This is a genomic window from Verrucomicrobiia bacterium (genome assembly GCA_019634625.1).
GTDB lineage: Bacteria > Verrucomicrobiota > Verrucomicrobiia > Limisphaerales > CAIMTB01 > CAIMTB01.
Genome location: JAHCBA010000007.1, coordinates 13,710 through 36,490, shown reverse-complemented (window position 1 = coordinate 36,490; position 22,781 = coordinate 13,710). Strand labels below are relative to the sequence as shown.

General features: G+C 67.8%; 14 protein-coding genes. 11 read left to right on the top strand and 3 right to left on the bottom strand.

Translation table 11 applies throughout. From position 1 onward, the window contains the following. Nucleotides 1-66 precede the first annotated feature (66 nt). The 6 genes from KF833_05940 to phnY all read left to right on the top strand — a co-directional run bounded on the left by KF833_05940 (nt 67) and on the right by phnY (nt 8,242). The gene (locus KF833_05940; protein MBX3744833.1) at nt 67-1,110 is read left to right on the top strand and encodes an FtsX-like permease family protein; all 1,044 of its coding nucleotides are present in this window, start codon (nt 67-69) and stop codon (nt 1,108-1,110) included. Between the two features lie 162 nt (nt 1,111-1,272). Further along, complete coding sequence (locus KF833_05935; GenBank protein ID MBX3744832.1) at nt 1,273-1,599, top strand: hypothetical protein; 327 nt, start codon at nt 1,273-1,275, stop codon at nt 1,597-1,599. Nucleotides 1,600-1,668: 69 nt separating this feature from the next. Next, the gene (locus KF833_05930; GenBank protein ID MBX3744831.1) at nt 1,669-2,364 is read left to right on the top strand and encodes an ABC transporter ATP-binding protein; all 696 of its coding nucleotides are present in this window, start codon (nt 1,669-1,671) and stop codon (nt 2,362-2,364) included. A 3-nt stretch (nt 2,365-2,367) separates the two neighbouring features. Continuing rightward, entirely contained in the window at nt 2,368-3,846 is a 1,479-nt protein-coding gene (locus KF833_05925; protein ID MBX3744830.1) for a PQQ-binding-like beta-propeller repeat protein, read from the top strand. Next, nucleotides 3,846-6,803, top strand: a complete 2,958-nt coding sequence (locus KF833_05920; GenBank protein MBX3744829.1) for a PQQ-binding-like beta-propeller repeat protein — start codon at nt 3,846-3,848, stop codon at nt 6,801-6,803. Before KF833_05925 ends, KF833_05920 begins: the two co-directional genes overlap by 1 nt. A gap of 26 nt (nt 6,804-6,829) precedes the next feature. Then, nucleotides 6,830-8,242, top strand: coding sequence for a phosphonoacetaldehyde dehydrogenase (phnY, locus tag KF833_05915; GenBank protein MBX3744828.1), 1,413 nt, complete (start codon nt 6,830-6,832; stop codon nt 8,240-8,242). 302 nt (nt 8,243-8,544) lie between these two features. Here the strand turns inward: phnY and KF833_05910 are convergent, their stop codons facing one another. Next, a complete protein-coding gene (locus KF833_05910; protein MBX3744827.1) occupies nt 8,545-9,156 on the bottom strand; it encodes a nucleotidyl transferase AbiEii/AbiGii toxin family protein in 612 nt (203 codons plus the stop codon). Nucleotides 9,157-9,935: 779 nt separating this feature from the next. Between KF833_05910 and KF833_05905 the strand changes: the two genes are divergently transcribed. The 5 genes from KF833_05905 to KF833_05885 all read left to right on the top strand — a co-directional run bounded on the left by KF833_05905 (nt 9,936) and on the right by KF833_05885 (nt 18,579). After that, nucleotides 9,936-13,199 carry a beta-propeller domain-containing protein gene (locus tag KF833_05905; protein MBX3744826.1) on the top strand — a complete coding sequence of 1,088 codons (3,264 nt, stop codon included), beginning with the start codon at nt 9,936-9,938 and terminating at the stop codon, nt 13,197-13,199. A gap of 392 nt (nt 13,200-13,591) precedes the next feature. Further along, nucleotides 13,592-14,554: an ATP-binding cassette domain-containing protein gene (locus tag KF833_05900; protein ID MBX3744825.1), complete on the top strand. Its 963-nt coding sequence runs from the start codon at nt 13,592-13,594 to the stop codon at nt 14,552-14,554. Nucleotides 14,555-14,641: 87 nt separating this feature from the next. Then, nucleotides 14,642-15,388, top strand: coding sequence for an ABC transporter permease subunit (locus tag KF833_05895; protein ID MBX3744824.1), 747 nt, complete (start codon nt 14,642-14,644; stop codon nt 15,386-15,388). Between the two features lie 39 nt (nt 15,389-15,427). Beyond that, nucleotides 15,428-17,320 (top strand): Gldg family protein, encoded by a 1,893-nt coding sequence (locus KF833_05890; protein ID MBX3744823.1) that lies wholly within the window; start codon nt 15,428-15,430, stop codon nt 17,318-17,320. Then, nucleotides 17,317-18,579 (top strand): DUF4340 domain-containing protein, encoded by a 1,263-nt coding sequence (locus KF833_05885; protein ID MBX3744822.1) that lies wholly within the window; start codon nt 17,317-17,319, stop codon nt 18,577-18,579. Before KF833_05890 ends, KF833_05885 begins: the two co-directional genes overlap by 4 nt. Nucleotides 18,580-18,766: 187 nt before the next feature. Here the strand turns inward: KF833_05885 and KF833_05880 are convergent, their stop codons facing one another. Together KF833_05880 and KF833_05875 are read right to left on the bottom strand one after the other, a co-directional pair. Next, nucleotides 18,767-19,450 carry a class I SAM-dependent methyltransferase gene (locus KF833_05880; GenBank protein ID MBX3744821.1) on the bottom strand — a complete coding sequence of 228 codons (684 nt, stop codon included), beginning with the start codon at nt 19,448-19,450 and terminating at the stop codon, nt 18,767-18,769. A 248-nt stretch (nt 19,451-19,698) separates the two neighbouring features. After that, the gene (locus tag KF833_05875; GenBank protein ID MBX3744820.1) at nt 19,699-22,371 is read right to left on the bottom strand and encodes a LamG domain-containing protein; all 2,673 of its coding nucleotides are present in this window, start codon (nt 22,369-22,371) and stop codon (nt 19,699-19,701) included. Between the last annotated feature and the right edge of the window lie 410 nt (nt 22,372-22,781).

Sequence of the window (22,781 nt, the reverse complement as noted above, 5' to 3'; positions counted from 1 at the left end):
CGCGTCAACGCCCTGCTCGGCGTCCTCGGCCTCACCATGGCCGTGGCCCTCCTCATCGCCGTCCGCATGACCACCGAGGCGGCCGAACGCGAGACCCGCCGGGTCATGCGCGATCTCGGCTTCAACCTCCGCATCATCCCGCGCGAGACCGACATGGACCACTTCTGGACCCACGGGTTCTCGGATCGCACCATGCCGGCCGACACCGTCCGCCGCCTCGCCGACCAGCACGGCGTCTTTCTCACCTTCAACCACCTCACCCCCGCCCTCGAAGGCCGGTTCCCCCTGGGCGGCCGTGAAGTCCTCCTCACCGGCATCGGCGACACGATCGTCGCGCCCGGCGAGGCGAGGCAACCCATGGGCTTCCGCATCCGTCCGGGCCAGCTCTTCCTCGGCCATCAGATCGCCGCCCGGCTCAACCTCCGCCGCCACGATGCCGTTCCACTCGGCGACCGCGAGTTCACGGTCGAACGCGTCCTCTCCGAAAGCGGCACCGACGAGGACATCCGCATCTACGGCGCCCTCGCGGATGTCCAGGCCCTGCTCGGCCAGCCGGACCGGATCAACGAGATCAAGGCCATCGATTGTCTCTGCCTGACCGAGGACCAGGACCCGCTCACCCAGCTCCGCGACGCCCTCGAAACCGCCCTTCCCGAGGCGCGCGTCCTCCAGTTGCGCACGCTCGCCGATGCCCGGGCCCGCCAACGGCAAATGGCCGAGCGCTACGCCCGGTTCTCCGTCCCCCTCGTCCTCCTCGTCGGCGCCGGCTGGCTCGGCCTCCTGGCCTGGCTCAACGTCCGCGAACGCACCGTGGAAATCGGACTCTGGCGCGCGCTCGGCCACGGCTCGACCCGCATCGCCGTGCTGTTCCTCGGCAAGGCCGCCCTCCTCGGAGCCGTCGCCGCCGTGGCCGGATACGGGCTCGGCACCTGGATCGCCCTGCGTGCCGGACCTGACATCTTCCAGGTCACCGCCCGCGCCCTGCAACCGCAGCCGCAACTCCTCGCCTGGGCGGTCCTTCTCACCCCGCTCTTCGCCGCCGTGGCCAGCCTGCTCCCCACCCTCCACGCCATCACCCGCGACCCCGCCGAATCCCTCCGCGCCGACTGACCCGATGAACCGCTTCCCCATGACCCTGCACCCCTCCCCATCCCTCGGAGGGCCGAGCTCCGCGAGGCCGCCCATCCCTTCCTGCCGCCCAAGGGCGCACCTCAGATCTTCAGCACTCGCCCGAGCCGTCCCCCCTTCGCGCTCGCAAGCGTCCCCGTCCTCGTGCTCGTACTCGTGCTCGTGCTCGTGCTCGTGCTCGTGCTCGTGCTCGTGCTCGTGCTCGTGCTCGTGCTCGTGCTCGTGCTCGTGCTCGTGCTCGTGCTCGTCCTCGTACTCATGCTCATGCTCATGCTCATGCTCATGCTCATGCTCATGCTCATGCTCATGCTCGTCCCCGTCCCCGTCCCCGTCCTCGTACTCAGCCCGAAGGGCGGTCCTTGTCCTCGAAACGGCATCCACCCCATTGGGAGGATCGCCTCATTCCTCGTCCGTCGGGTTCGATCCAACCCGAACCTCCAAGGCCACTGGGGAACTGGGGGAGGGGATTAAGATTAAGAGCAAGATTAAGACGATGAGGGCGGGGACTGCTGCACGAAACCTGAGATGCTCCCGCCGCCCATGATCGTCGCCGAACATCTTCATCGCCGCTTCCGCGCCCCCGCGGGCGACGTCAACGCCCTCGACGACGTCTCGTTCTCCCTCCAACCCGGCGAGTTCGTCGCCGTCAAGGGCCCCTCCGGTTGCGGCAAGAGCACCCTCCTCCTCACCCTCGGCGGCATGCAACGCCCGTCCTCGGGACGCGTCCTCCTCGACGGACACGACCTCTACGCGCTGCCGCCCGCCCAGCGCAACCGTCTCCGCGCCACCCGGATCGGATTTGTGTTCCAGTTGTTCCATCTCATCCCCTACCTCGACGTCCGCCACAACATCCTCGCCGGGCTGCCTCCGGACACCCACCCGCGCACCGCCCGCCAGCGGCTCGACCTGCTCCTGGACCAGCTCGGCCTCGGGTCCCGCGCCCATCATCTCCCCGGCGGCCTCAGTGCCGGCGAACGCCAGCGCGTCGCCCTGGCCCGTGCCCTCGTCAAGCAACCCGACGTCATCCTCGCCGACGAACCCACCGGCAACCTCGATCCCGACAACGCCGCCGAGGTCTTCCGTCAACTCGCCCTCTTCCGCCGCTCGGGCGGAACCGTCATGGTGGTCACCCATGGCCCCGATGCCGCCCCTCATGCCCAACGCATCCTGCAACTGGCCGCCGGCCGCCTTCTCCCCGACCCACCGCCTTCCGTTCCTCCATCTCCCGCCCCTTGAACCATGATTCCCTCCGCCCCGCCTCCTCTCCCCCTCCGATCGCCGCCTCGTCGCCCCCGACGCCTGGCCTCGCTCCTGCCCCTGGTTTGCCTCCCGCTCCTCGCCGGCACCACGGCGGCATTCGGGGACTGGCCCACCTACCGCGCCAACGACGCCCGCGGCGGGGTCTCGCCCGATCCGCTCCCCGATCGCGTCATCGAGGCCTGGACCTGGCGATCCATCCATCCCCCCCAGCCCGCCTGGCAGGGCGAGGCCAAGTGGGACGGCTGGAACAAGGTCTATAACCTCAAACCCCGGCAGATCTTCGATCGCGCCTTCCACACCGTCATCGCCGGGGGTCGCCTCTTCTTCGGCTCCTCCGCCGACGACAAGGTCTATTGCCTCGATGCCGAATCCGGACGCGAACTCTGGTCCTTCTACACCGAAGGCCCCGTCCGCCTCGCCCCCACCGTCGTCGGATCCCGCCTCTACGTCGGCTCCGACGATGGCGTCGTGTACTGCCTCGACGCCGCCACAGGGGATCTCGTCTGGAGCCGGCGCCCGGTCGATTCCGACCGCCGCATCCCCGGCAACGGCCGCATCATCTCCAACTGGCCCGTCCGTTCCTCGGTCCTCGTCCGCGACGGACTCGCCTACACCACCGCCGGGATGTTCCCGTCGGAAGGCGTCCACCTCGTCGCCCTCGACGCCGACACCGGCGCGGTCCGCTGGCGCCAGGTCCAGGACGATCTCCCCGCCCAGGGCTATCTCCTCGCCTCCGCCACCCGTCTCTACGTTCCCTCGGGCCGCAACAACCCCGTCGTCTGCAATCTCGCCGACGGCACCCGCCTTCAGGTGGTCGAGGGCGCCGGCGGCACCTACGCCCTCCTCACCGGCGATCTCCTCGTCTTCGGCCCCGGCAAGACCGGCCAGCTCGGCGCGGTCGAAGAGGGGCAGAAGGACCAGCTCGCCAGCTTCCAGGGCAACCACATGATCGTCACCCCCACCCGGTCCTACCTCCATTCCGACACCGAACTGTCCGCCCTCGATCGCGCCCGTTACCTCGACCTCTCCCGGCAGCGCCGCGAACTCGCCTCCCGCCAGAGCCGCCTCGCCCGTGAACTCCGCGACCTCGCCCGCAAGGAGGAGGACACCACCGCCGCCCAGGAGCGCATCAAGGATCAGCTCACCGGGATCGGACTCCAGCTCGACGCCGCCACCGCCGCCCTCGAGACCTGCGTGCTCTGGCGCTCCCCCTGCGGGCATCCCCTCGAACTCATCCTCGCCGGCGATTCCCTCGTCGCCGGTGGCGACGGCGAGGTGGCCGTCTTCGACACCGAACGCGGTTCCGTCCGCTGGCGCCATCCCGTCGCCGGCAATGCCTACGGCCTCGCCGCCGTCCGCGGCACGCTCTTCGTCAGCACCGACGAAGGCGTCATCCACTGCCTCCGGGCCGCCCCCCGTCAGGCCGCCCTTTCCCACCCCCAACCGGAGATCCGCTGATGCACCCCGCCCCCCGTTCCCGCTTCGCCAGCGTCATCGCCCTGGGCGCCGCCGCGCTCCTCGGGCCGCTTCCCTTTGCCACCCCTTCCGCGTCGGCCGCCGAACCCGGCCTGATCGCCCATTGGGAATTCGCATCCCACCGAACCCAGGGCACTTCCATCAAAGCCGCCCACGGCGGTCCCAACCTCACCCCGTCCGGCGCCTACCGGTTCACCGACGACCCGCCGCCCGCCCGGATCGAACTGTCCGGCCTCGACGAACAAATCCTCGTCGCGCCCTCCCCGGACCGTGTTCCGCTTCCACGCCAGGCCATTACGGTCGAAACCTGGGTCCGACCCGATCCCGATCCGGTGTCGCCCCGCGCCGGACTGTTCGCCATCGCGCACGGAACCGGCCCCGACTGGCGCGGCGTCCTTCTCGCCGTCCACGAGGGCCGCTTCACCTGGACGGTCTCGACCGAGGCCGTTCCCGCGCCCGAACCGCTCATTTCGGATCAACCCCTCCAGCCCGGTCATTGGCACCACGTGGTCGGCACCTGCGACGGCCGGACCCAGCGCCTCTTCGTCAACGGCCGCCCCGTCGCCCAACGTTCCCATCCGCCCGGCCAGATCCTTTACCCCACCGAAGGACCCATCCTCATCGGGTCGCTGGTCGAGGGGACCGCGCGTCACCAGCTTCGCGGAGCCCTGAACGAGGTCCGCGTTTTCCAACGCGCCCTCGCCCCCGACGAAGTCGCCCAACGCCACTCCCGTCGCAGCCCGGAGTTCCCCGCACCCGCCCCGCTCCCGATCCACCTCGCCCCCTCCTACGGTCCCTTCATCGACTGGGTGGATCGCACCACCGTCCTGGTGACCTGGGAGACGGATGAGCCCATGCCGTCCCGCCTCGAATGCACCCCCGCCGCCGGTGGCCCCACCCGCGTCGTCGAACAGCCCGCACCGACCCGGCGCCACGCCGTCACCCTCGATCATCTCCCCCGCAACACGGAGTTCTTCCTCCGCCTCGTCGGTCCCACTCAATCCGGCCGCCCGCTCCTCAGCCGCCGTTACGATTTCGATTCGTCCTTCCACTACGCGCCCGCCGCCGTTCCGCCCCAGGCCGCGACGGTCGCCTCCCCGGATTCGCGCCACGAGGAACTGGCCCGCGATCTCCTCGCCCGGGCCGGTGTCCGCCAGGGCTGGTGCCTCATTCTCGGCGCCCGGGACGGCCACCTCGCCCTCGAGATCGTCCGCCAAAGCGACTTCAAGGTCCTCGTGGTCGAACCCGATCCCGCTCGCGTCCAGGCCTGCCGGCGCCTCCTCGACCAGGCCGGCGTCCACGGCGTCCGCGCCAGTGTCCAGCATCTCCCCGCCGGCGGCGAACTCCCCTACGGCGCCTTTCTCGCCAACCTCGTCCTCTCGGAATCCGCCCTCCACACCGCCACCCCGCCTCCCTGGTCCGCCGCCGAAATCCATCGCCTGCTCCGACCCACCGGAGGGGTCCTCCTCCTCGGTTCCCCGGCCACCGGCTTCGCCTCCGAACGGAACCCGGAACCCTGGTCCGCCTGGCTCTCCGGATCGGACCTCGCCGGCGCCCGGCTGGACACCCGCGACGGCCTCTGGGTCCGGTACCAACGGCAACCCCTCCCGGGCGTCGGTGACTGGAGCCACCAGTACGGCGCCGCCGACAACACCTCCTCCAGCCTCGACGAACACGTCAAAGGCGACCTCCAGGTCTCCTGGTGGGGCGATCCCGGCCCGCGCCCCATGCCCGATCGCGGTCCCCGCAATCCCGCCCCCCTCTCCGTCAATGGCCGCCTCTACATCCAGGGCGACCGCGTCCTCTTCGGCCTCGACGCCTACAACGGGGCCGTTCTCTGGACCGTTGCCGCCCCCGAAGTCCGCCGTGCCAACGTCCCCCGCGACGGTTCCAACATGGCCGCCGACGCCCGGCGCCTCTACATCGCCCACAGCCGCTACTGCCTCGCCTTCGAGGGCCAGACCGGCGTCCGCGTCCAGCGCTACGAACTCCCCTCTGCCCCCGCTGCCCCGCCCGCCGACTGGGGCTTCCTCTCCGTCCAGGACCGGCTCCTCATCGGAAGCCGCGTCAAGCCGGAATCGCGCTACCTCGGCGACGACGGCGAATGGTTCGAGGACGATCACGCCGGCCAGATCAGCCGGGTCACCAGCGAGACGCTCTTCGGACTGAACATCGAGGACGGCACCCCCCGCTGGACCTACCGCGGCGGTGTGATCCTCAATTCAACGATCACCGTCGGCGACGACATGATCTTCTTCATCGAGAGCCGCAACCCCGCGGCCATGGCCGCCCCCACCGGCCGCCTCGCCCCCGAACTCCTCACCGACCAGCACCTCGTCGCCCTCGATCTCCGCTCCGGCCGCACCCTCTGGTCGCAGGAACACGACTTCTCCGACCTCCACTTCATGACCTACCTGGTCTATAGCCGGAACACCCTCGTCGCCACCGGCACCGACCGGAACAAGCACTTCCACACCCACGCCTTTCATGCCCCGTCCCCGGCCGACCCGCCGGGCGACGTGGACCCCCTGGCCGCCGGCGGTCAGAAGCTCTGGTCCAGGAGCCACAAGGAGGACAAGGGCCACCACAGCGGCCATCTCCAGCATCCCGTGGTCGTCGATGGCGTCTTCTACTCCGACCAGCGCTCCTTCGATCTCGCCACCGGCGAAACCCTCCGCACCGATCTCCCCGAACGACGCGGTTGCGGCACCATGTCCGCCGGGCGCCATGCCCTCTTCTTCCGGCACTATTTCCACGGCATGTGGGACCTCGCCTCGGACCGTCGTTCCCAGTTCCAGGGCATCCGCGGCGGCTGCTGGCTCGGGCTCATCCCCGCCGGCGGCATGCTCCTCGCCCCCGAAAGCAGCGCCGGCTGCTCCTGCACCCACGCCATCCAGACGTCCGTCGGCTACCTGCCGCGCGACCTCGCCCGCCGCTGATTTCCGTCACCTCGATTCCCTTAACGATGAACCTGACCTCCTACCTCGCCGGCAAGAAGATCGAAGCCACCCCCACCCTCGAGATCCGCTGCCCCTACGACGGCCGCCTCACCGGCACCGTCACCACCGCCGGACCCGAACACGTCGAAGCCGCCATCCAGGCCGCCCTCGTCCCGGGCGAACCCCTCACCCGGTTCCAGCGCGCCGAGGTCCTCGACAAAACCCGCCGTCTGCTCGAGGAACGACGCGAGGAGTTCGCCCGCCTCATCACCGGCGAATCCGGCCTCTGCCTCCGCGAAACCCGCTACGAGGTCGGCCGCGTCTCCGATGTCCTCCGCCTCTCCGCCGCCGAAGCCCTCCGCGATGACGGACAGATCTTCTCCGGCGACATCTCCCCCCAGGGCAAGGCGCGCAAGATCTTCACCTTCCGCGAACCCCTCTCCCTCGTCGCCGCCATCACCCCCTTCAACCACCCCCTCAACCAGGTCGCCCACAAGGTCGCCCCCGCCATCGCCGCCGGCGCCCCCGTCATCCTCAAACCCGCCAGCAAGGTCCCCCTCTGCGCCGTCCGCTTCGTCGAACTCCTCTACGAAGCCGGCCTCCCCGGACGCCTCCTCTCCGTCCTCGTCGGGTCCCCCGCCAACGTCGCCGATCCCCTGGTCCGCGATCCCCGCGTCGAACTCGTCACCTTCACCGGCGGCGAAACCGTCGGGAAACACATCGCCGCCACCGCCGGCTACAAACGCCTCGTCCTCGAACTCGGCGGCAACGATCCCCTCATCGTCCTCGATGATGCCGACCTCAACCTCGCCGTGTACCTCGCCGCCGAAGGGTCCTTCCGCAATTCCGGCCAGCGCTGCACCGCCGTGAAACGCATCCTCGTCGAGGAGGGCATCGTCGAGCGCTTCACCGAACGCTTCCTTGACAAGGCCAAGGAATATCCCGGCGGCGATCCCTTCGATGACGACACCCGCGTCGGCACCGTCATCGACGAAGCCGCCGCCATCGAACTCGAACAGCGCGTCAAGAAGGCCGTCGCCCAGGGCGCCAAGGTCCTCCTTGGCGGCACCCGGCAGGGCGCCCTCCTTGCCCCCACCGTCATCGGCGACGTCCCCCGCGACGCCGAAGTCGTGGTCAAGGAATCCTTCGGCCCTCTCGCCCCCATCGTCCCGGTCCGCAACCTCGATGACGCCATCGCCTACGCCAATTCCACCGCCTACGGCCTCTCCTCCGGCGTGGTCACCACCGACCTCAACCGGGCCCTCGAATGTGTCCGCCGCCTCCGCACCGGCGCCGTCAACATCAACGAGGTCCCCGGGTACCGCGTCGAAAACAGCCCCTTCGGCGGCATCAAGGACAGCGGCCTCGGCATCAAGGAAGGCGTCATCGAAGCCATCAAATCCATGACCACCGTCAAGACCTTCTCCCTCCCCTGGTAACCCCACGGTGCATCCCGGAGTTGTGGGTGAGGAGGCAGCCCATCGGAGGGACGAGCTCCGCGAGTCCTCGATCCAACGCTCCACACCGTTGCGGCCTCGTGGAACCCGGCCCTTTCCATCGAAATCGAAATCGAAATCGTGATCGTGATCGTGATCGTGATCGTGATCGTGATCGTGATCGTGATCGGAATCGGAATCGGACCTTCAAACTCCCCCATGCCCTTCCAAGACGCATTCCAGGTCGTGTCGCTCGCCCGGTGCACCGAGCGGCAAGGGCGGATGGGATCGGGGAATCCCACCCGTCACCCCCCGGGACTGTCCAGCAGGGCCTGGAGTCGTGACCCCAGTTCCCCGGGCAGGCGCCCCGGCCACTCGGCGGTGATCAACCCCACCTCGATCAGATCGCGGAGGTGGGTGCGATCCTTGTCACGCCATGCCGCGAGCTTCATGCACACCAACCCCTCCAGGGTGACCACCCGGAAGGCGCCGGCGGATTCGGATTCGGTCACGTCCGGCGACGCCGCGACGCTTTCGGATCGCACCTTCTCCCCGGCAAAGACGATGTGCAGCGCATCGCGGACGCTGGCGCCGGGGCCGTCCAGAAAGACGTCGAGTCCGGCGGGTTGACCGGGACTGGCCACCCGCCGGTACACGAACCCGGCGGCTTCAAGGGCCTGTTGCGCCTTCGCCAGGTCCGATCGGCGAAGCAGAATGTCCACATCGCGGGTGTTGCGAACCGCAGCTTCATCGACACGCGAAACCCAGGCCGCCACCGCGTTGCCGCCAGCGACCGCATAGGGGACGCCGCCAGCCTCGAGGGCCCGGGCGGCTCGCAGCAGACGGTCGCGGACCTTTTCCACGGCGCGAAGCATGCGGTCCCACGAAACCGGGGCAAGCGTCGCGGCGGCACGCATGCACGACGTGTACCGTTGCCTCCCCTGCGGGTGCAACTCCGACCACATCCAGCCCCTCCCCTCGGCCGCATCCCCAGGTTGTCGGTGAGGAGGCAGCAGATCGGAGGGACGAGCTCCGCGAGTCCTCATCCCAACGCACCCCATCGTTGCGGCCTCGTGGAACCCGGCCCTCCGAGGCGATGCTTCGCGAAGCTCGCGCCTCTACCCCAACTCCGGGATGCACGGCCGCCCCTCGGCCGCATCCCACCTTCTTTCAAGTGCCCTCGCACCCGTACTCGTACTCGTACTCGTAATCGTACTCGTAATCGCCCTCCCCAGTTCCCACGCGGAATGGCATGGTCCGAACAAGAGCGAACCCATCGTGGGGACGTGGGGGCACCGGGGGTGGTCGATCTTCGTTGGGTGTACACGCTTTAGCGTGTCGGGGTGAAATAGGAGGCTCACGCTGAAGCGTGCACACCCAGCCGTCCTGGCGGGGCGGGGACGGTGGGGGCACAGGAGTGACCGGACTTCGTTGGGTGTACACGCTTTAGCGTGTCGGGGTGGAATAAGAGGCTCACGCTGAAGCGTGCACACCCAGCCGTCCTGGCGGGGCGGGGACGGTGGGGGCACAGGGGTGACCGGACTTCGTTGGGTGTACACGCCTTAGCGTGTCGGGGTGGCTTGGGCAGGTTCCAGGAAGCTTGAGATGCGCCCCCCCCTTGCCCCCGCCCGGTATCCCCCTTGGCTTTCCGCCGGTTCGGTGATTGGATGGAGTCGTGATCGAACCGGGAGGACGTATGAAGCACGCGTTGTTGTTCCACGGTTGGGCCCGTCTGGCGGCCCTTGCCATTGTGATCGTCACGGCCGCTGCGCTCCGCGCCGATGTCGAGGCACCCGAACCCGATGCCCCGCCGCGGATCCTCTCGATCGAGCATCGCGGACCCGACCTGATCCTCCGTGCCTCCGCGCCCGCCGGCGTCGCCCGTCTTCTCCTCGAAAGCTGCACCCGGGAGGATCTGGCGTTCTGGGTGCCCCGCGCGGTGATCCATCCGGAACCCGGCACCACCGAAGTCACCTTCCAGGTCCCGATCCAGCCCGGGCTCGAACTGTTCCGCGTCCGTGCCGACGCCACCACCCCGCTCCCGGCCCAATTCTATGCCGGCCCCAGCGAGTTCGCGGGCGAACCCGCCTCCGAAACGCCGGGCCCCGATGCGTTCCGCGCCGACTCCGCCGCCCCTCCGGCGGCCGAAGACGGCGGCGGGGCGCGTGAGGTGGTCGAGTCCGACATCTGGGTGGTGCGGGGCAACACGCTCTACTTCTTCAACCAGTACCGGGGCTTCCAGCGGATCGACATTTCAGATCCCGATGACCCGAGCATCGAGGGCACGTTCCCCCTGCCCGGGATGGGTGAGCAGATGTACGTGCTCGACAGCGGGCCCGTGATCCTCCTCGCCCACGATCCCTGCCGCCAGTGGGGCTTCGATGCCGAGTCCGCGGTGATCCTCGTCGATGCCCATGCCGCCACTCCGCTCGAACTCGCCCGCCTGCCCCTTCCGGGCCGGGTCGTCGAGAGCCGCCTCGTCGGCACCGCGCTCTACGTCGCCACCGAGACCTGGCGCGAATCCGCCGACGGACGCGGCGCCTGGGAATCCGGCACCTGGATCAGCAGCTTCGATCTGTCCGATCCCGCCCGGCCCGTGGCCCGGTCGCCCCTCTGGTACCCCGGCTCCGGCAATGTCGTCACCGCCACCGACCGGTTCCTCTTCGTCGCCATCACCGACTACTCCCGCCCATGGCCATGGCGTTCGGATCTCCGGGTCGCCGACATCTCCGCTCCGGACGGAACGATGACCGACTTCGCCCGGATCCCGCTGCCCGGTCGGGTGGCCGACAAGTTCAAGATCGACCTCGCCGGCGATGTGCTCCGCGTGGTGACGGAGGCGACCGAATCCTCCACCAACACCCGCTGGGTCACCGTCCTCGAGACCTACCGGCTGGCCGATCCCCGGTCCGTGCCTGCCGTGCCGTACACCCCCCTGGACCGCCTCGAGCTTGCCCGCGGCGAACGCCTGTTCGCCACCCGGTTCGATGGAGACCGCGCCTACATCGTCACCTTCCTCGTCATCGATCCCCTCTGGGTCATCGACCTCTCCGATCCCGCCCACCTGCGCATCACCGGTGAACTCGAAATCCCCGGCTGGTCCACCTACATCCGACCCCTCGGCGACCGCCTGGTCACCCTCGGCATCGACGACACCTCGGGCTGGCGCGTGGCTGTCCAGTTGTTCGATGTCTCCGATCCCGCCAACCCGACCCTCCTCGCCAAGGTGCCCCTCGGCGAAAACGCCTCCTGGAGCGAAGCCAACCACGACGAAAAGGCGTTCGGCATCTTCCCCGACGCCGGTCTCCTCCTGGTGCCGGTCAGCGAATGGACCACGACCGAATCCCGCCACGGGGTGCAACTCATCGACTTCGACCGCGACTCGCTCACCGCCCGCGGACGGCTCGAAGGCGATTCCCTGGTTCCCCGCCGCGCCACCTTCCATCAGGACCGCGTCCTGGCAGTGTCCGGACGCCAGCTCACCTCCGCCGACATCCGCGACCGCGACCAGCCCCGCATCACCGCCACCCTGGAACTGGCGTATCCGGTCGAACGGCTCCTCGTCGCCGAAGCCCATCTGCTGGAGTTCGCCGGCAATTCCCTCCGCATCCGTCCCAACGACACCGACGCTGACACCGACGCGACCTCCGCGGTCGCGATCGAGCTCGACGGACCCCCGGTGATCGGAGCCTTCCTCCGTGGCAGCACCCTCGAACTCCTCCAGGGCCGCCCGGCCCAGGTCTCGTGGAACCAGCAGCCCGGCACCGACCACTGGATCGCCACCACCAACCCCGGCGTCCTCGTTGCCTCCTCCTGGGATGCCTCCCAACTCCCGGCGCTCTCCCGACGCGGCGAGTCCCGGGCCCCGACCGATCAGACCTGGCTGTACGATTTCCGGGCCTTCCCGATCGATGCCCGCACCACCGTGTGGGCCACCTCCGCGTCCGGCCAGTTCTGGGGATGGGGGCGCCCGATGTGGACGGATGCCCTCGTCGCCCCGTTCCCCGACGCGCGCCGTCCCGGCATCTGGTTCCCGTGGTGGTACGGCTCGACCCGCTGGCTGGTGGCGGTCGCCCATGATCCCGATGGCCTCCCCGCCATCGCCTCGCAGACCCAGCTCGGCTCCGACACCGAAAACGCCGGCGAGGTCTTCGCCGTCGGCCCGTTGATCTACAGTTCCCGTCACCGCCATGAATCCGAGGTCGTCGGTACCAACACCTTCGTCGAGACGGTTTGGTTTCCCCCGGAACCCCGCCCGTCCGCGGATGGCGACGACGGATCGGAGCCCAAGCCGGACCAGGGGGAATGGCGTCGCGTCACCAACAGTTATCCGGTCCTTCGCTGGTGGTCCCGCCACGAACTGGACGTGACCGATTTCTCCGGCGATCCCGCGCGCCCGGGACTGCGCCCGCCGGTGAGCCTGCCCGGCGAACTGGCCGGAGTCTCCCATCAGGGCGCCCTGCTCTATACCGTCGCCACCCGCAACCCGGACGAAAAGTCCCCGTCCCGCGTCATCCTCGAGGCCCTGGCCTACGACGGCCTGGCGGCCCATCTCGTGGACGGCCTCGAGATCGCCGATCACGCCCTGGGGCAGATCCATGTGCTGTCCATCCATGCCGAAGCCGGCCTCGCCTACCTGGCCCGGGGCGGATGGCAGGCCGACGCCCGCCAGCGCCTCGAAGTGTGGCGCCTCGACGACGACGGCCGCTGGACTGCCGGTTCCACCCAGCCCCTCCCGGCGGTGCCGGGCGAACTGCGTCGCTTCGGGAACGTCCTTCTGGCACGCAGCGGCGGTGAATTGAGCCTCTTCGACATCTCCGCCCCCGACCTCCCCGCGCCCCTGCCGTCGCAACCGCCCCCGGCCTGCTTCGGCGGAGAACTGAGTCGTGGCGATGGCGACCGCGACCGCGGCATCTGGCTCCCGCTCGGCGAGTACGGTTCCGTCCGCGTCGGGCCGTAGCCCCTCCCGATCCGCGCCTCCGAGTTGTCGGAAGGGGCGACGGAATCGGGGTCGGGGTCGCACTCGGAATCGGTATCGACAGGAGCCAGGAAGCTTCGCACATCCCCGGAGTTCGTTCCGGTTCGATTCCGATGCCGACCCCGACCCCGACGCCGACGGTCCCCGTCCTAACCCTCGACCGATCGAATCTCCGACAACTCGCAGATGCCCCCCCCGCAGGACCCCCTGATTTTTCTTCTGCGCACCCCTTGCGCTTTCCAAGCGGTTTCGACTAATAATGCGCGCGCCCGGTCTGGAGCGGTTTTCCCGCGAAGAACGGGTTTTTCGTCTCGCCATCCCCCGCGCTCGGGGACGCGGCAGACGCAACGCGGCATGCGAGTTCGCACGGAATCATGATCAAGGTCGAAAGTCTGACCCGCACCTTTGGGCCGAAGGTCGCGGTGAACAACGTGTCGTTCACGGTGGAACGTGGGGAGGTCCTCGGCTTCCTCGGCCCCAATGGCGCCGGCAAGTCCACCACCATGCGGATGATCACCGGCTTCTTCCCGCCCAGTTCCGGCAGGGTCGAGGTCGGGAACTACGACGTGGTCGAGCACCCCATCGAGGCCAAACGCCTCGTCGGGTACCTCCCGGAAAACGCCCCGTCCTACACCGACATGACCGTCTGGCAGTTCCTGACCTTCGCGGCGGAACTCCGGGGTCTCCGGGGCACCGCCCGCCGCCAGGCGGTCGAGCGCGTCATCGACACCTGCTTTCTCAACAACGTCGTCCACCAGAGCGTGGACACCCTCTCCAAGGGCTACCGCCACCGCCTCTGCTTCGCCCAGTCCATCGTTCATGATCCCCAGGTGCTGATCATGGACGAGCCCACCGACGGCCTCGACCCCAACCAGAAACACGAGGTCCGCAATCTCATCCGGCGCATGGGCGAAAAGAAGGCCATCATCTTCTCCACCCACATCCTCGAGGAAGTCGAAGCCGTCTGCACCCGGGCCATCATCATCGACCGCGGCACCATCGTCGCCAGCGGCACCCCGGCCGACCTCAAGGCCCGCTCCGAAGGTTCCGGCGTCCTTTCCCTCCGCATCACCGGCCAGTCGGCCGAGACCGTCCGCCCCAAACTCGAAGCCCTCCCCGCCGTCAAGCGCGCCGCCATCGTCTCGTCCGACGACGCCCGCGTCCACCTGCGGATCTATCCGGCCAGCCGCGAACGCAACGGCGAACTCCTCGCCTCCGTCGCCGACCTCGTCTCCCGCGAACACTGGCGGGTCGAGGAACTGCACGCCGAGGAGGGCCGCCTCGACGAAGTCTTCCGCAGCATCACCATGCCGGACACCCGGACCGGACGTGCCTAGGCAACCCCGGGCCGCGTCCCCCGGCGGCGGCATCCGGCCGGGGATCGGGCGGCCCTCCCAGACTCCGACGACCCATCTTCGATCCTCATGAATCCAGCCATCGGTAACATCCGGGCCATCGCCAAGCGCGAACTGGTCTCGTACTTCTCCTCCCCGGTCGCCTACGTCTTCCTGGTCATCTTCCTGCTGATGACCGGGTTCTTCACCTTCATGGCCGGGGGATTCTTCGAGCGCGGCGAGGCTTCCCTGATCTCGTTCTTCATCTGGCACCCGTGGCTCTACCTGTTCCTGGTGCCCGCCGCCGGCATGCGGCTGTGGTCGGAGGAACGCCGCCTCGGGACCATGGAACTTCTGCTCACCATGCCCATTGCCCCCTGGCAGGCCATCGTCGGCAAGTTCCTCGCCAGCTGGCTCTTCCTCGGTCTCGCCCTGCTCCTCACCTTCCCCGTCTGGATCACCGTCAATTACCTCGGCGCCCCCGACAACGGCGTGATCCTCTGCGGCTACCTCGGCAGCTTCCTGATGGCCGGCGCCTACCTCGCCATCACTTCGATGACCTCCGCGATGACCCGCAACCAGGTCATCGCCTTCATCGTGTCCGTGGTGATCTGTCTCTTCCTCATCCTCTCCGGATGGCCGCCCGTCACCCAGCTCCTCGATTCCCTCGAATGGACCTGGCTCCGCGACCTGGTCGCCTCCTTCAGCGTGATGACCCACTTCGACGGGTTCCAGAAGGGCGTCGTCCAGTTCCGGAGCCTCGTGTATTTCGCCTCGGTGATGGCCTTCTGCCTGTTCACCACCGGCGTGATCCTCCGCACTCATCGGGCCGGCTGACCCAAACCACCCGTCCCCCAACCCGAAGCCAACGCGGCGATGAAAAATCAAAAGCAGCTCGAAACCCTCCTCTACTCGTCGGTGGGCGTGGCGATCCTGGTCGTCATCGTCATCGCGCTGAACCTCATCTTCAGCCGGGTGGGCGCCCGCATCGACCTCACCGCCGACCGCGTGTACACGCTCTCCGACGGCACCCGGGCGATCCTCGGCAAGCTCGATACCCCGGTGCAGATCCGGTTCTATTTCAGCCAGAGCGCCCCCAACCTCGATCCCGCCCTGCGCACCTACGCCCAGCGCGTCGAGGATCTCCTCCACGAGTATCGCGCCCACGCCCGGGGCCGGATCGAGATCCGCAAATTCGATCCCAAGCCCGACTCCGATGCCGAGGATTCCGCCGCCCTCGATGGCATCGAGGGCATGCAGACCCAGCTCGGCGGCGACCGCATCTACTTCGGGGTGGCCATCAGTTGCCTCGATGCCAAGGCCTCCATCCCCTTCATCTCGCCACAGCGCGAACGCCTCCTCGAATACGACCTCAGCCGCGCCATCTCCCAGGTGGTCAAACCCACCAAGCCCAACCTCGGCATCATGAGCGGCCTGCCGGTGTTCGGTCAGATGAACCCCATGGCCATGTTCCAGGGCGGTGGCCGACAGCAGCCACCCTGGATTTTCGTCAGCGAACTCCAGTCCGATTTCAACGTCACCGAAATCCCCCTCACCGCCGAGTCCATCGACCCCTCCATCGATGTCCTGCTGGTGGTCTATCCCAAGGGCATCACCGACGCCGCCCAGTTTGCCCTCGACCAGTTCGTTCTGCGGGGCGGCAACCTGGTGGCCTTCCTGGATCCCCTCAGCGTCCTCGATTCGCAGTCCAACCCCTCCAATCCCCTCCAGGCCGCCGCCGGCAGCGGCGCCTCCCTTGACCGTCTCCTCCGCGCCTGGGGCCTCGAGTTCGATATCAACAAGGTCGTTTCCGACAAGCAGTACCTGACCGAACTCCAGGACCCCCGCACCGGCCGCCCCCAGCCCAACCCGTCCTTCATCACCCTCCCGCCCCAGGGCATGAACACCAACGATGTCGTCACCGCCCAGCTCAGTCGCCTGCTGCTCCCGTTCGCCGGGCATTTCACCGGCAATCCCGCCGACGGCCTCGAGATGACGGTTCTCTTCCAGAGCAGCCCCGACTCGCAGCTCACCGACAAGATGATGGCCCAGTTCGGCGCCACCGAGGAGTTCAAGCCCACCGGTACCCGCCATCGCCTCGGTGTCCGCCTCCAGGGCCGCTTCAAAACGGCCTTCCCCGATGGCAGGCCGGGGGCGGAGGACGATGATGACGATGCAGCCGATCCGGCGGCCGGGCCGCTTCGGGAATCGAAGGAACCCGGACTGGTGGTCCTGATGGGCGATTCCGACATGCTCTACGAGCAGTTCTACGCCCGCACCCAGGAGATCTTCGGGCAGCGGATCATGATGCCGTTCGCCCAGAACCTCACCTTCCTCCAGAACCTGATCGAGCAGCTCGGCGGCGATCGCGACCTCATCGGAATCCGCAGCCGCGCCACCCTCAGCCGCCCCTTCACCCGCGTTCGCGAAATGCAGGCCAAGGCCGAACTCGCCTACGAAAGCAAGATCCGCGAACTCGAGAAGGACCTGTCCGACACCCAGCAGAAGCTCGCCGAACTTCAGCGCGCCCAGGGCGAGGTCCAGCAGGCCATCCTCTCCGAAAGCCAGCGCCAGGAGATCCTCCAGTTCCAGCGCAAACGCGCCGAGGTCAACCAGCAGCTCAAGGAACTCCGCCGCAATCTCCGTCGGGATGTCGATTCGCTTCAGAACACCTCGAAGTGGACCAACATCCTCCTCATGCCCCTCGTCGTCTCCCTTGCCGGCATCGTCATCGCCGTCATGAAGAACAAGCGTACGGCCGCCAAATGAACCGAAAGCAACTGTTCGTCCTCGTCGCCGTCGGCCTCGTGCTCGCAGGCCTGGCCCTTTACTTCAACAAGGTCACCCGCGCGGAATACCAGTCCCGCGCCGCCGAAGACCGCGAGGAGCTGCTCGGCGATTTCCCCGCCAACGACGTCACCCACGTCGTCGTCCGGTCGCCCGAGGGCGAGGTCAACCTCGCCAAGGACGACGTCTGGGTCGTCCGGGAACGCCATAATTACCCGGCCTCGTTCTCCTCCGTCGCCGAACTGGTCCGCAAACTCTGGGAACTCAAACCCGCCCAGAGCCAGTCGATCGGCGCCTCCCAGTGGGGCCGGCTCCAGCTCCTTCCCCCCGACGCCCCCGACGCCGGCACCAACGCCGCCACCCTCGTCGAACTCAAGGGCGCCAACGGCCAGGTCCTTCGCTCCCTCCTCCTCGGCCGTCAGCAGATGCGCGACTCCGGCGGCCAGTTCGGCGGTTACCCCGTCGGACGCTGGGTCGCCCTGCCGGACCGCAAGGACACCGTCTATGTCGTCAGCGAGACCTTCAGCGAGGTCGAGGTCAAACCTGAGAACTGGCTCAACAAGGACTTCTTCCGCCTCGAAAAGACCCGCGCCATCTCCCTCGTCTCGACCAACCCCGCCGAATCGTGGAGCCTCTCCCGGGCCACCGAATCCGGCGACTGGGAACTCGCCGACGCCCGCGACGGCGAAGCCCTCGATCGCAGCAAGGCCAGCAGCTTCAACTGGGCCTTCTCCTCACCCTCCTTCAACGACGTCTTCCCGCCGGATGCCGAAGGCATGGACGACGCCTTCGCCAATCCCACCCGGCTCACCTTCGAAACCTTCGAGGGCTTCCGCTATGCCATCGAGGTCGGGACCCAGCCCGACGCCGACAGCTATTACCTCAAGGTCCAGGCGTCGGCCGAACTGCCCCGGGAACGCACCGCACCCGAAGACGAAACCCCGGAGGCCAGGGAGGAGGCCGAGAAGACCTGGCGCGAACAACAGGACAAACTCCGCGAGAAACTCCGCAAGGAACGTGCCCTCGCCAACTGGGTGTACAAGGTCTCCAAGTGGTCCGTGGATTCCGTCCTCAAGGACCGTAGCGGACTCCTGACCGACCCGACCTCGCCCGACTTCCAGGACACGCTCGTCACCCCGGACGGTTTCCCGTCCTTGGAGGAACTGGCGGCTCCCCTCCAACCGCCCTTGCCCGGCGAGATCGATCTCACCCCGCCGCTCGCCCCGCCCGACGACGAGTGATGTCCGGGTTCAGGGGCGACCCGAAATGCCCCTGCATCAATCCGCAGGGGACGGCACCGTACGCCTGCCGGCCTCGTGGAACTCGGCCCTCCGATTTCACAGCCTCGCTTCACCCTTCGGAGGGACGAGCTTCGCGAGTCCGCAGGGGAGCGCACCGCCCACTTGCCGGCCTCGTGGAACCCGGCGATCAGCAATCACGCCTCCGCATCAACACCACATCGGCAGCCGGCGCCGTCCATTCGGCGCCCCACCGCGCCGCCAGCCAGCCGAAGGTCTCGATCCCGAAGAACACCACGTGGGTCGGATCCAGCCGGTAGTGCCACGTCCGAAATGCGGCATCGTCGCGCACCCGCTTGGTCATCACCCCAAGCCATCCGCCCGGTCGCAGGCGATCCCATAACTGGTCGAGTTCCTCCCGCGGCCGATGCAGATGTTCCAACACCTCGCTCGCCGTGATGAAGTCGTACTGCTCCTCGAACACCGTCTCGTCCGGCGCATAGATCGGGTCGTACTCCCGCACCCGGTGACCCGCCTCCTCGAACATCCGCCCCAGCGCAGGTCCCGGTCCGCACCCGAAGTCCAGTCCCCGGCTTCCCGGTGACAACGCCGCGTTCAGAGGCTCAAACAACCGGCTGAGGAAACGCCGGTACCCGGGATCGTCGGGATGGTTCGTGTGCAGATCGTACTGGCCACGTGCCTCCTCGGGCGTGGGCAGGGATTCTTCCCCCACAAAGACCAGCCGGCAGGTGCCGCAGCGATAATACCGGCGCCCGCCGTCCGCGTGGATCCGGACGGCCCCCGGCGTTTCGCACAAAGGACACGTCCGAGTCGCAGTCAAACCGTCTGGCGGGAGTGAAGTTCCGGTCTTCATGAACATACCCTGCGCATCGGCACCGGAGTCAATAAACAAAGAGTCAGGCCTATTGCTTTTGCTTTTGTTTTGTGGGTCAACACCTGGTTTCAGAGCGCGGACAGCCTTGTCCGCCCGTGTGTCAACAGCAAGGTGTCTGACAATCAATCTGCGATTCGCCACCCGCCATGCGCCCCAGCCCACGAAAATGGCGGAACCGCGCCGTCCAGCGCGATTCCGCCCGTGAGGGTCGAGTGGCCTGATCTCCGTTACTGCCGGCTGCGATAGTACCGCTGAGCTCCTTCCGCGGTGGTGCGGTAGGGCGAGGTGGCCGCTCCGGCCACCGGGGTCCAGGGACCGTTGATGGCGGGCGCGGATTCGAGCGTGCCGCCGGTCCAGGCGATGTCGATCTCCGCACCGACGCGCTGCACGGTCAACCCGGCCGGGGTCGAAGGCATGACCGGCTCGGAGTACCCGAACGCCCGCGGCACCGTGGCATTGAAGCCGGACTTGCTCAGGTACACGTCGTCGAAGAGCACCGTGCGCGTGGTGCTGTGCGCCGCCCGGCCCCCGATCACCAGGCTGTCCAGATGCCGCCCGGTGAAGCCGATGTCGGCCTGGCCGATCGGATCCCGGTCGGAGACGTAGTTCTCGAGGATCGTCGTGCGCGCCGGCCCGCCATCCCGCTGCACATGGATGGTGAAGGTGTCGCCCGTGCTGGACTGATCGGCGGGGAAGGGCCCGTTCACGATGTCGATCCACACGTTGTAGGGGGTGAGTTCGTCGAGCACCGGATCGTAGAAGTCCACCGGCGACTGGAACCCGAACACCGCCCCCACCATCGGGCCAATCCCCCACTCGTCGCTGATGATCGCCGCCGGTCCGATGTTGTTGTTCACGTCGCCCCCGAAGCGGAGGCGCCGGTCGGTCACGCCCACCAGGGTGCGAATCGCCTCGCCCACCTGCTCGGTGGTGAACACGCGGAAGAACAACGTCCGCTGCTGCCCCTCAGAAATGGTCAGATCCCGCAGCGGCAGCACCGCCGCGACCTCGGCGCGGTCGGGGGAGAGGAGATGATTGCCGTTGCGCTCGACGACCGAGAGGCCGTTGGCAACCAAGTCGAACCACCCGCCGTTGCCGTTCAAGAGCCCGACCGGGTACCGGTCGAAGTTTTCGATCAGGGTCCAGCCGGACGCGACATTGGCGATGGCCGCCACCTGGAGCGACTGCGACAGGGTTTCCGTCCCGCGGCGCAGTGTCAGGGTGAAGGTGCGGCTGACGTCCAGGGTGACGGTCGTGGAGCCGAGACCGGCAATGGTCATCGCCGTCACATTGCCCACGCCCTGATCGATCTCGACATCGACGTTGCTGGTGACGTCCCAGCGCAGGGTCACCGGGTCGCCGACGGCGACCGCCGGCAGATCGGCGGCAAAGCTGCGGATGGCGAGCGGTTGCGGCTTCGAGAACGGCACCGGGGTGCCCGAGGTGTACACCGTCTGCACCTCCGCCTCGCTCAACGCGCGGCTCCACAGGGCCACGTCGTCCATTGCGCCGGTCAGCCAGTGGGTGGGATTGGCCCGCAGGATGCCGCCGATGGTGGTGGTGTTGAGCAGCCACGCGCCCGGTTCCTTGGCCGGGATTTCCAACGGATCGCGCACCCCGTCGAAATAGAGCGCCCGCGCCCCGTCCTCCTCCTGCACGAACACGATGTGGCGCCACTCGCCATCCAGTGGTTCCCCCTCGCTGCGAAGATGATCGACCGTGGTGAACCCTGTTTGCCGGAAGAACAGATCGAGTTGCCCGTTGGCTCCGCCGCTGTGGGTGCCCAGGTTGAACAGCGGATTGTTGTCCGTGGTGCTGCCTTCGGAAAACAGGCGGAGATCGTTCAACCCCATTCCGTCCACCTTGGCCCAGAACGAGATGGTCAGTGCCGGATGCTGATTGATCGGAAGGAGTTCGCCCGGGCTGTTCACCCGACGCAGGAGCGTCTGGCGCGCGTTGTCGAACTGGAAGGCCTTGCCGATCCTGCCGTCGATCAGGTCCGCCGCGCTCAGGTTCTGCAATTCCATGTCATAGCCGCTGGCAAGGTCCGGGGTCTTGCTGCCAATGACCTCATCCAACGGCCAGTAGGCCACCAGCCCGCGGGTCAAGGGAGGGAAGACGCTGACCAGGCCTTCGGTGGCCACCTGCTGAATTTCGGCCGGCGTCAGGGCCCGGCTCCACAGCACCACGTCGTCCATCACCCCCGTCAGCCAGTGGGTGGGATTGGCCCGCAGGATGCCGCCGATGGTGGTGGTGTTGACCAGCCACTCGCCCGGTTCCTTCGCCAGAATCTCCAGGGGATCCCGTATCCCGTCGAAATACAGGGCGCGCGCCCCATCCTCCTCCTGCACGAAAACGATGTGGTGCCACTCGCCGTCCAGGGGTTCTCCTTCGCTGCGGATGTGATCGACCGTGGTGAACCCTGTCTGCCGGAAGAACAGATCGAGCTGCCCGTTGGCTCCGCCGCTGTGCGTGCCCAGATTGAACAGCGGATTGTTGTCCGTCGTGCTGCCCTCGGAAAACAGGCGGAGATCGTTCAATCCCGTTCCGTTCACCTTGGCCCAGAAGGCGATGGTGAAAGCCGGATGCTGGTTGATCGGCAGCTGTTCCCCGGGGCTGTTCACCCGCCGCAGGAGTGTCTGGCGCGCGTTGTCGAACTGGAAGGCCCGGCCCACCCGTCCTTCCACCAGGTCCGCCGCAGTCAGGTTCTGCAGCTCCATGTCGTACCCGCTGACCAGGTCCGGCGTCTTGGTCCCCACCACGTCATCCAGGGGCCAGTAGGAGACAAGACCGTCCGCCAGCGTGGCGCCGGATGCGTTCGAGGCCGTCAGGGCCGCCGCGGCCATCAGTCCCGCCGCCCAGAACCGGCCGCTCCTTATCTTCAGTGGATCGCTTCTCATCGTGGGAATCGTTTCGTAGGTTCGTTCGGTTGTTGAATGGAACCCCCGCGGTCCGTCGCGTGCCCTCGCCCGCACCCTTCGCCCAAACCGGGCAGGGCGGGACACCATGCGCCAGCCGCCCGCCCGGCAGGCGGCCGTTTCGCGAATCCTCGGGGAACGTGGCGAGCATGCCGGGCCCCGATTCAATGTGGCAATTCCGAACCGCACGATTCTCCCGGCCCCGGCATTTCTGACCCCAATGGCAGGACATGACGTCGGCCGGGGCAGCCACCTGGCGTTCGCCGTGCGGACCCGTGGACCCCGGCGATCCCGGCGACCTTTGGAGCACCCCGGAGGCCGCACCCCGAGGCTGCACCACGAGGCTGCACCACGGACCGACGCGTTCGGGAACCCATCGTGAAGCCGTCGTC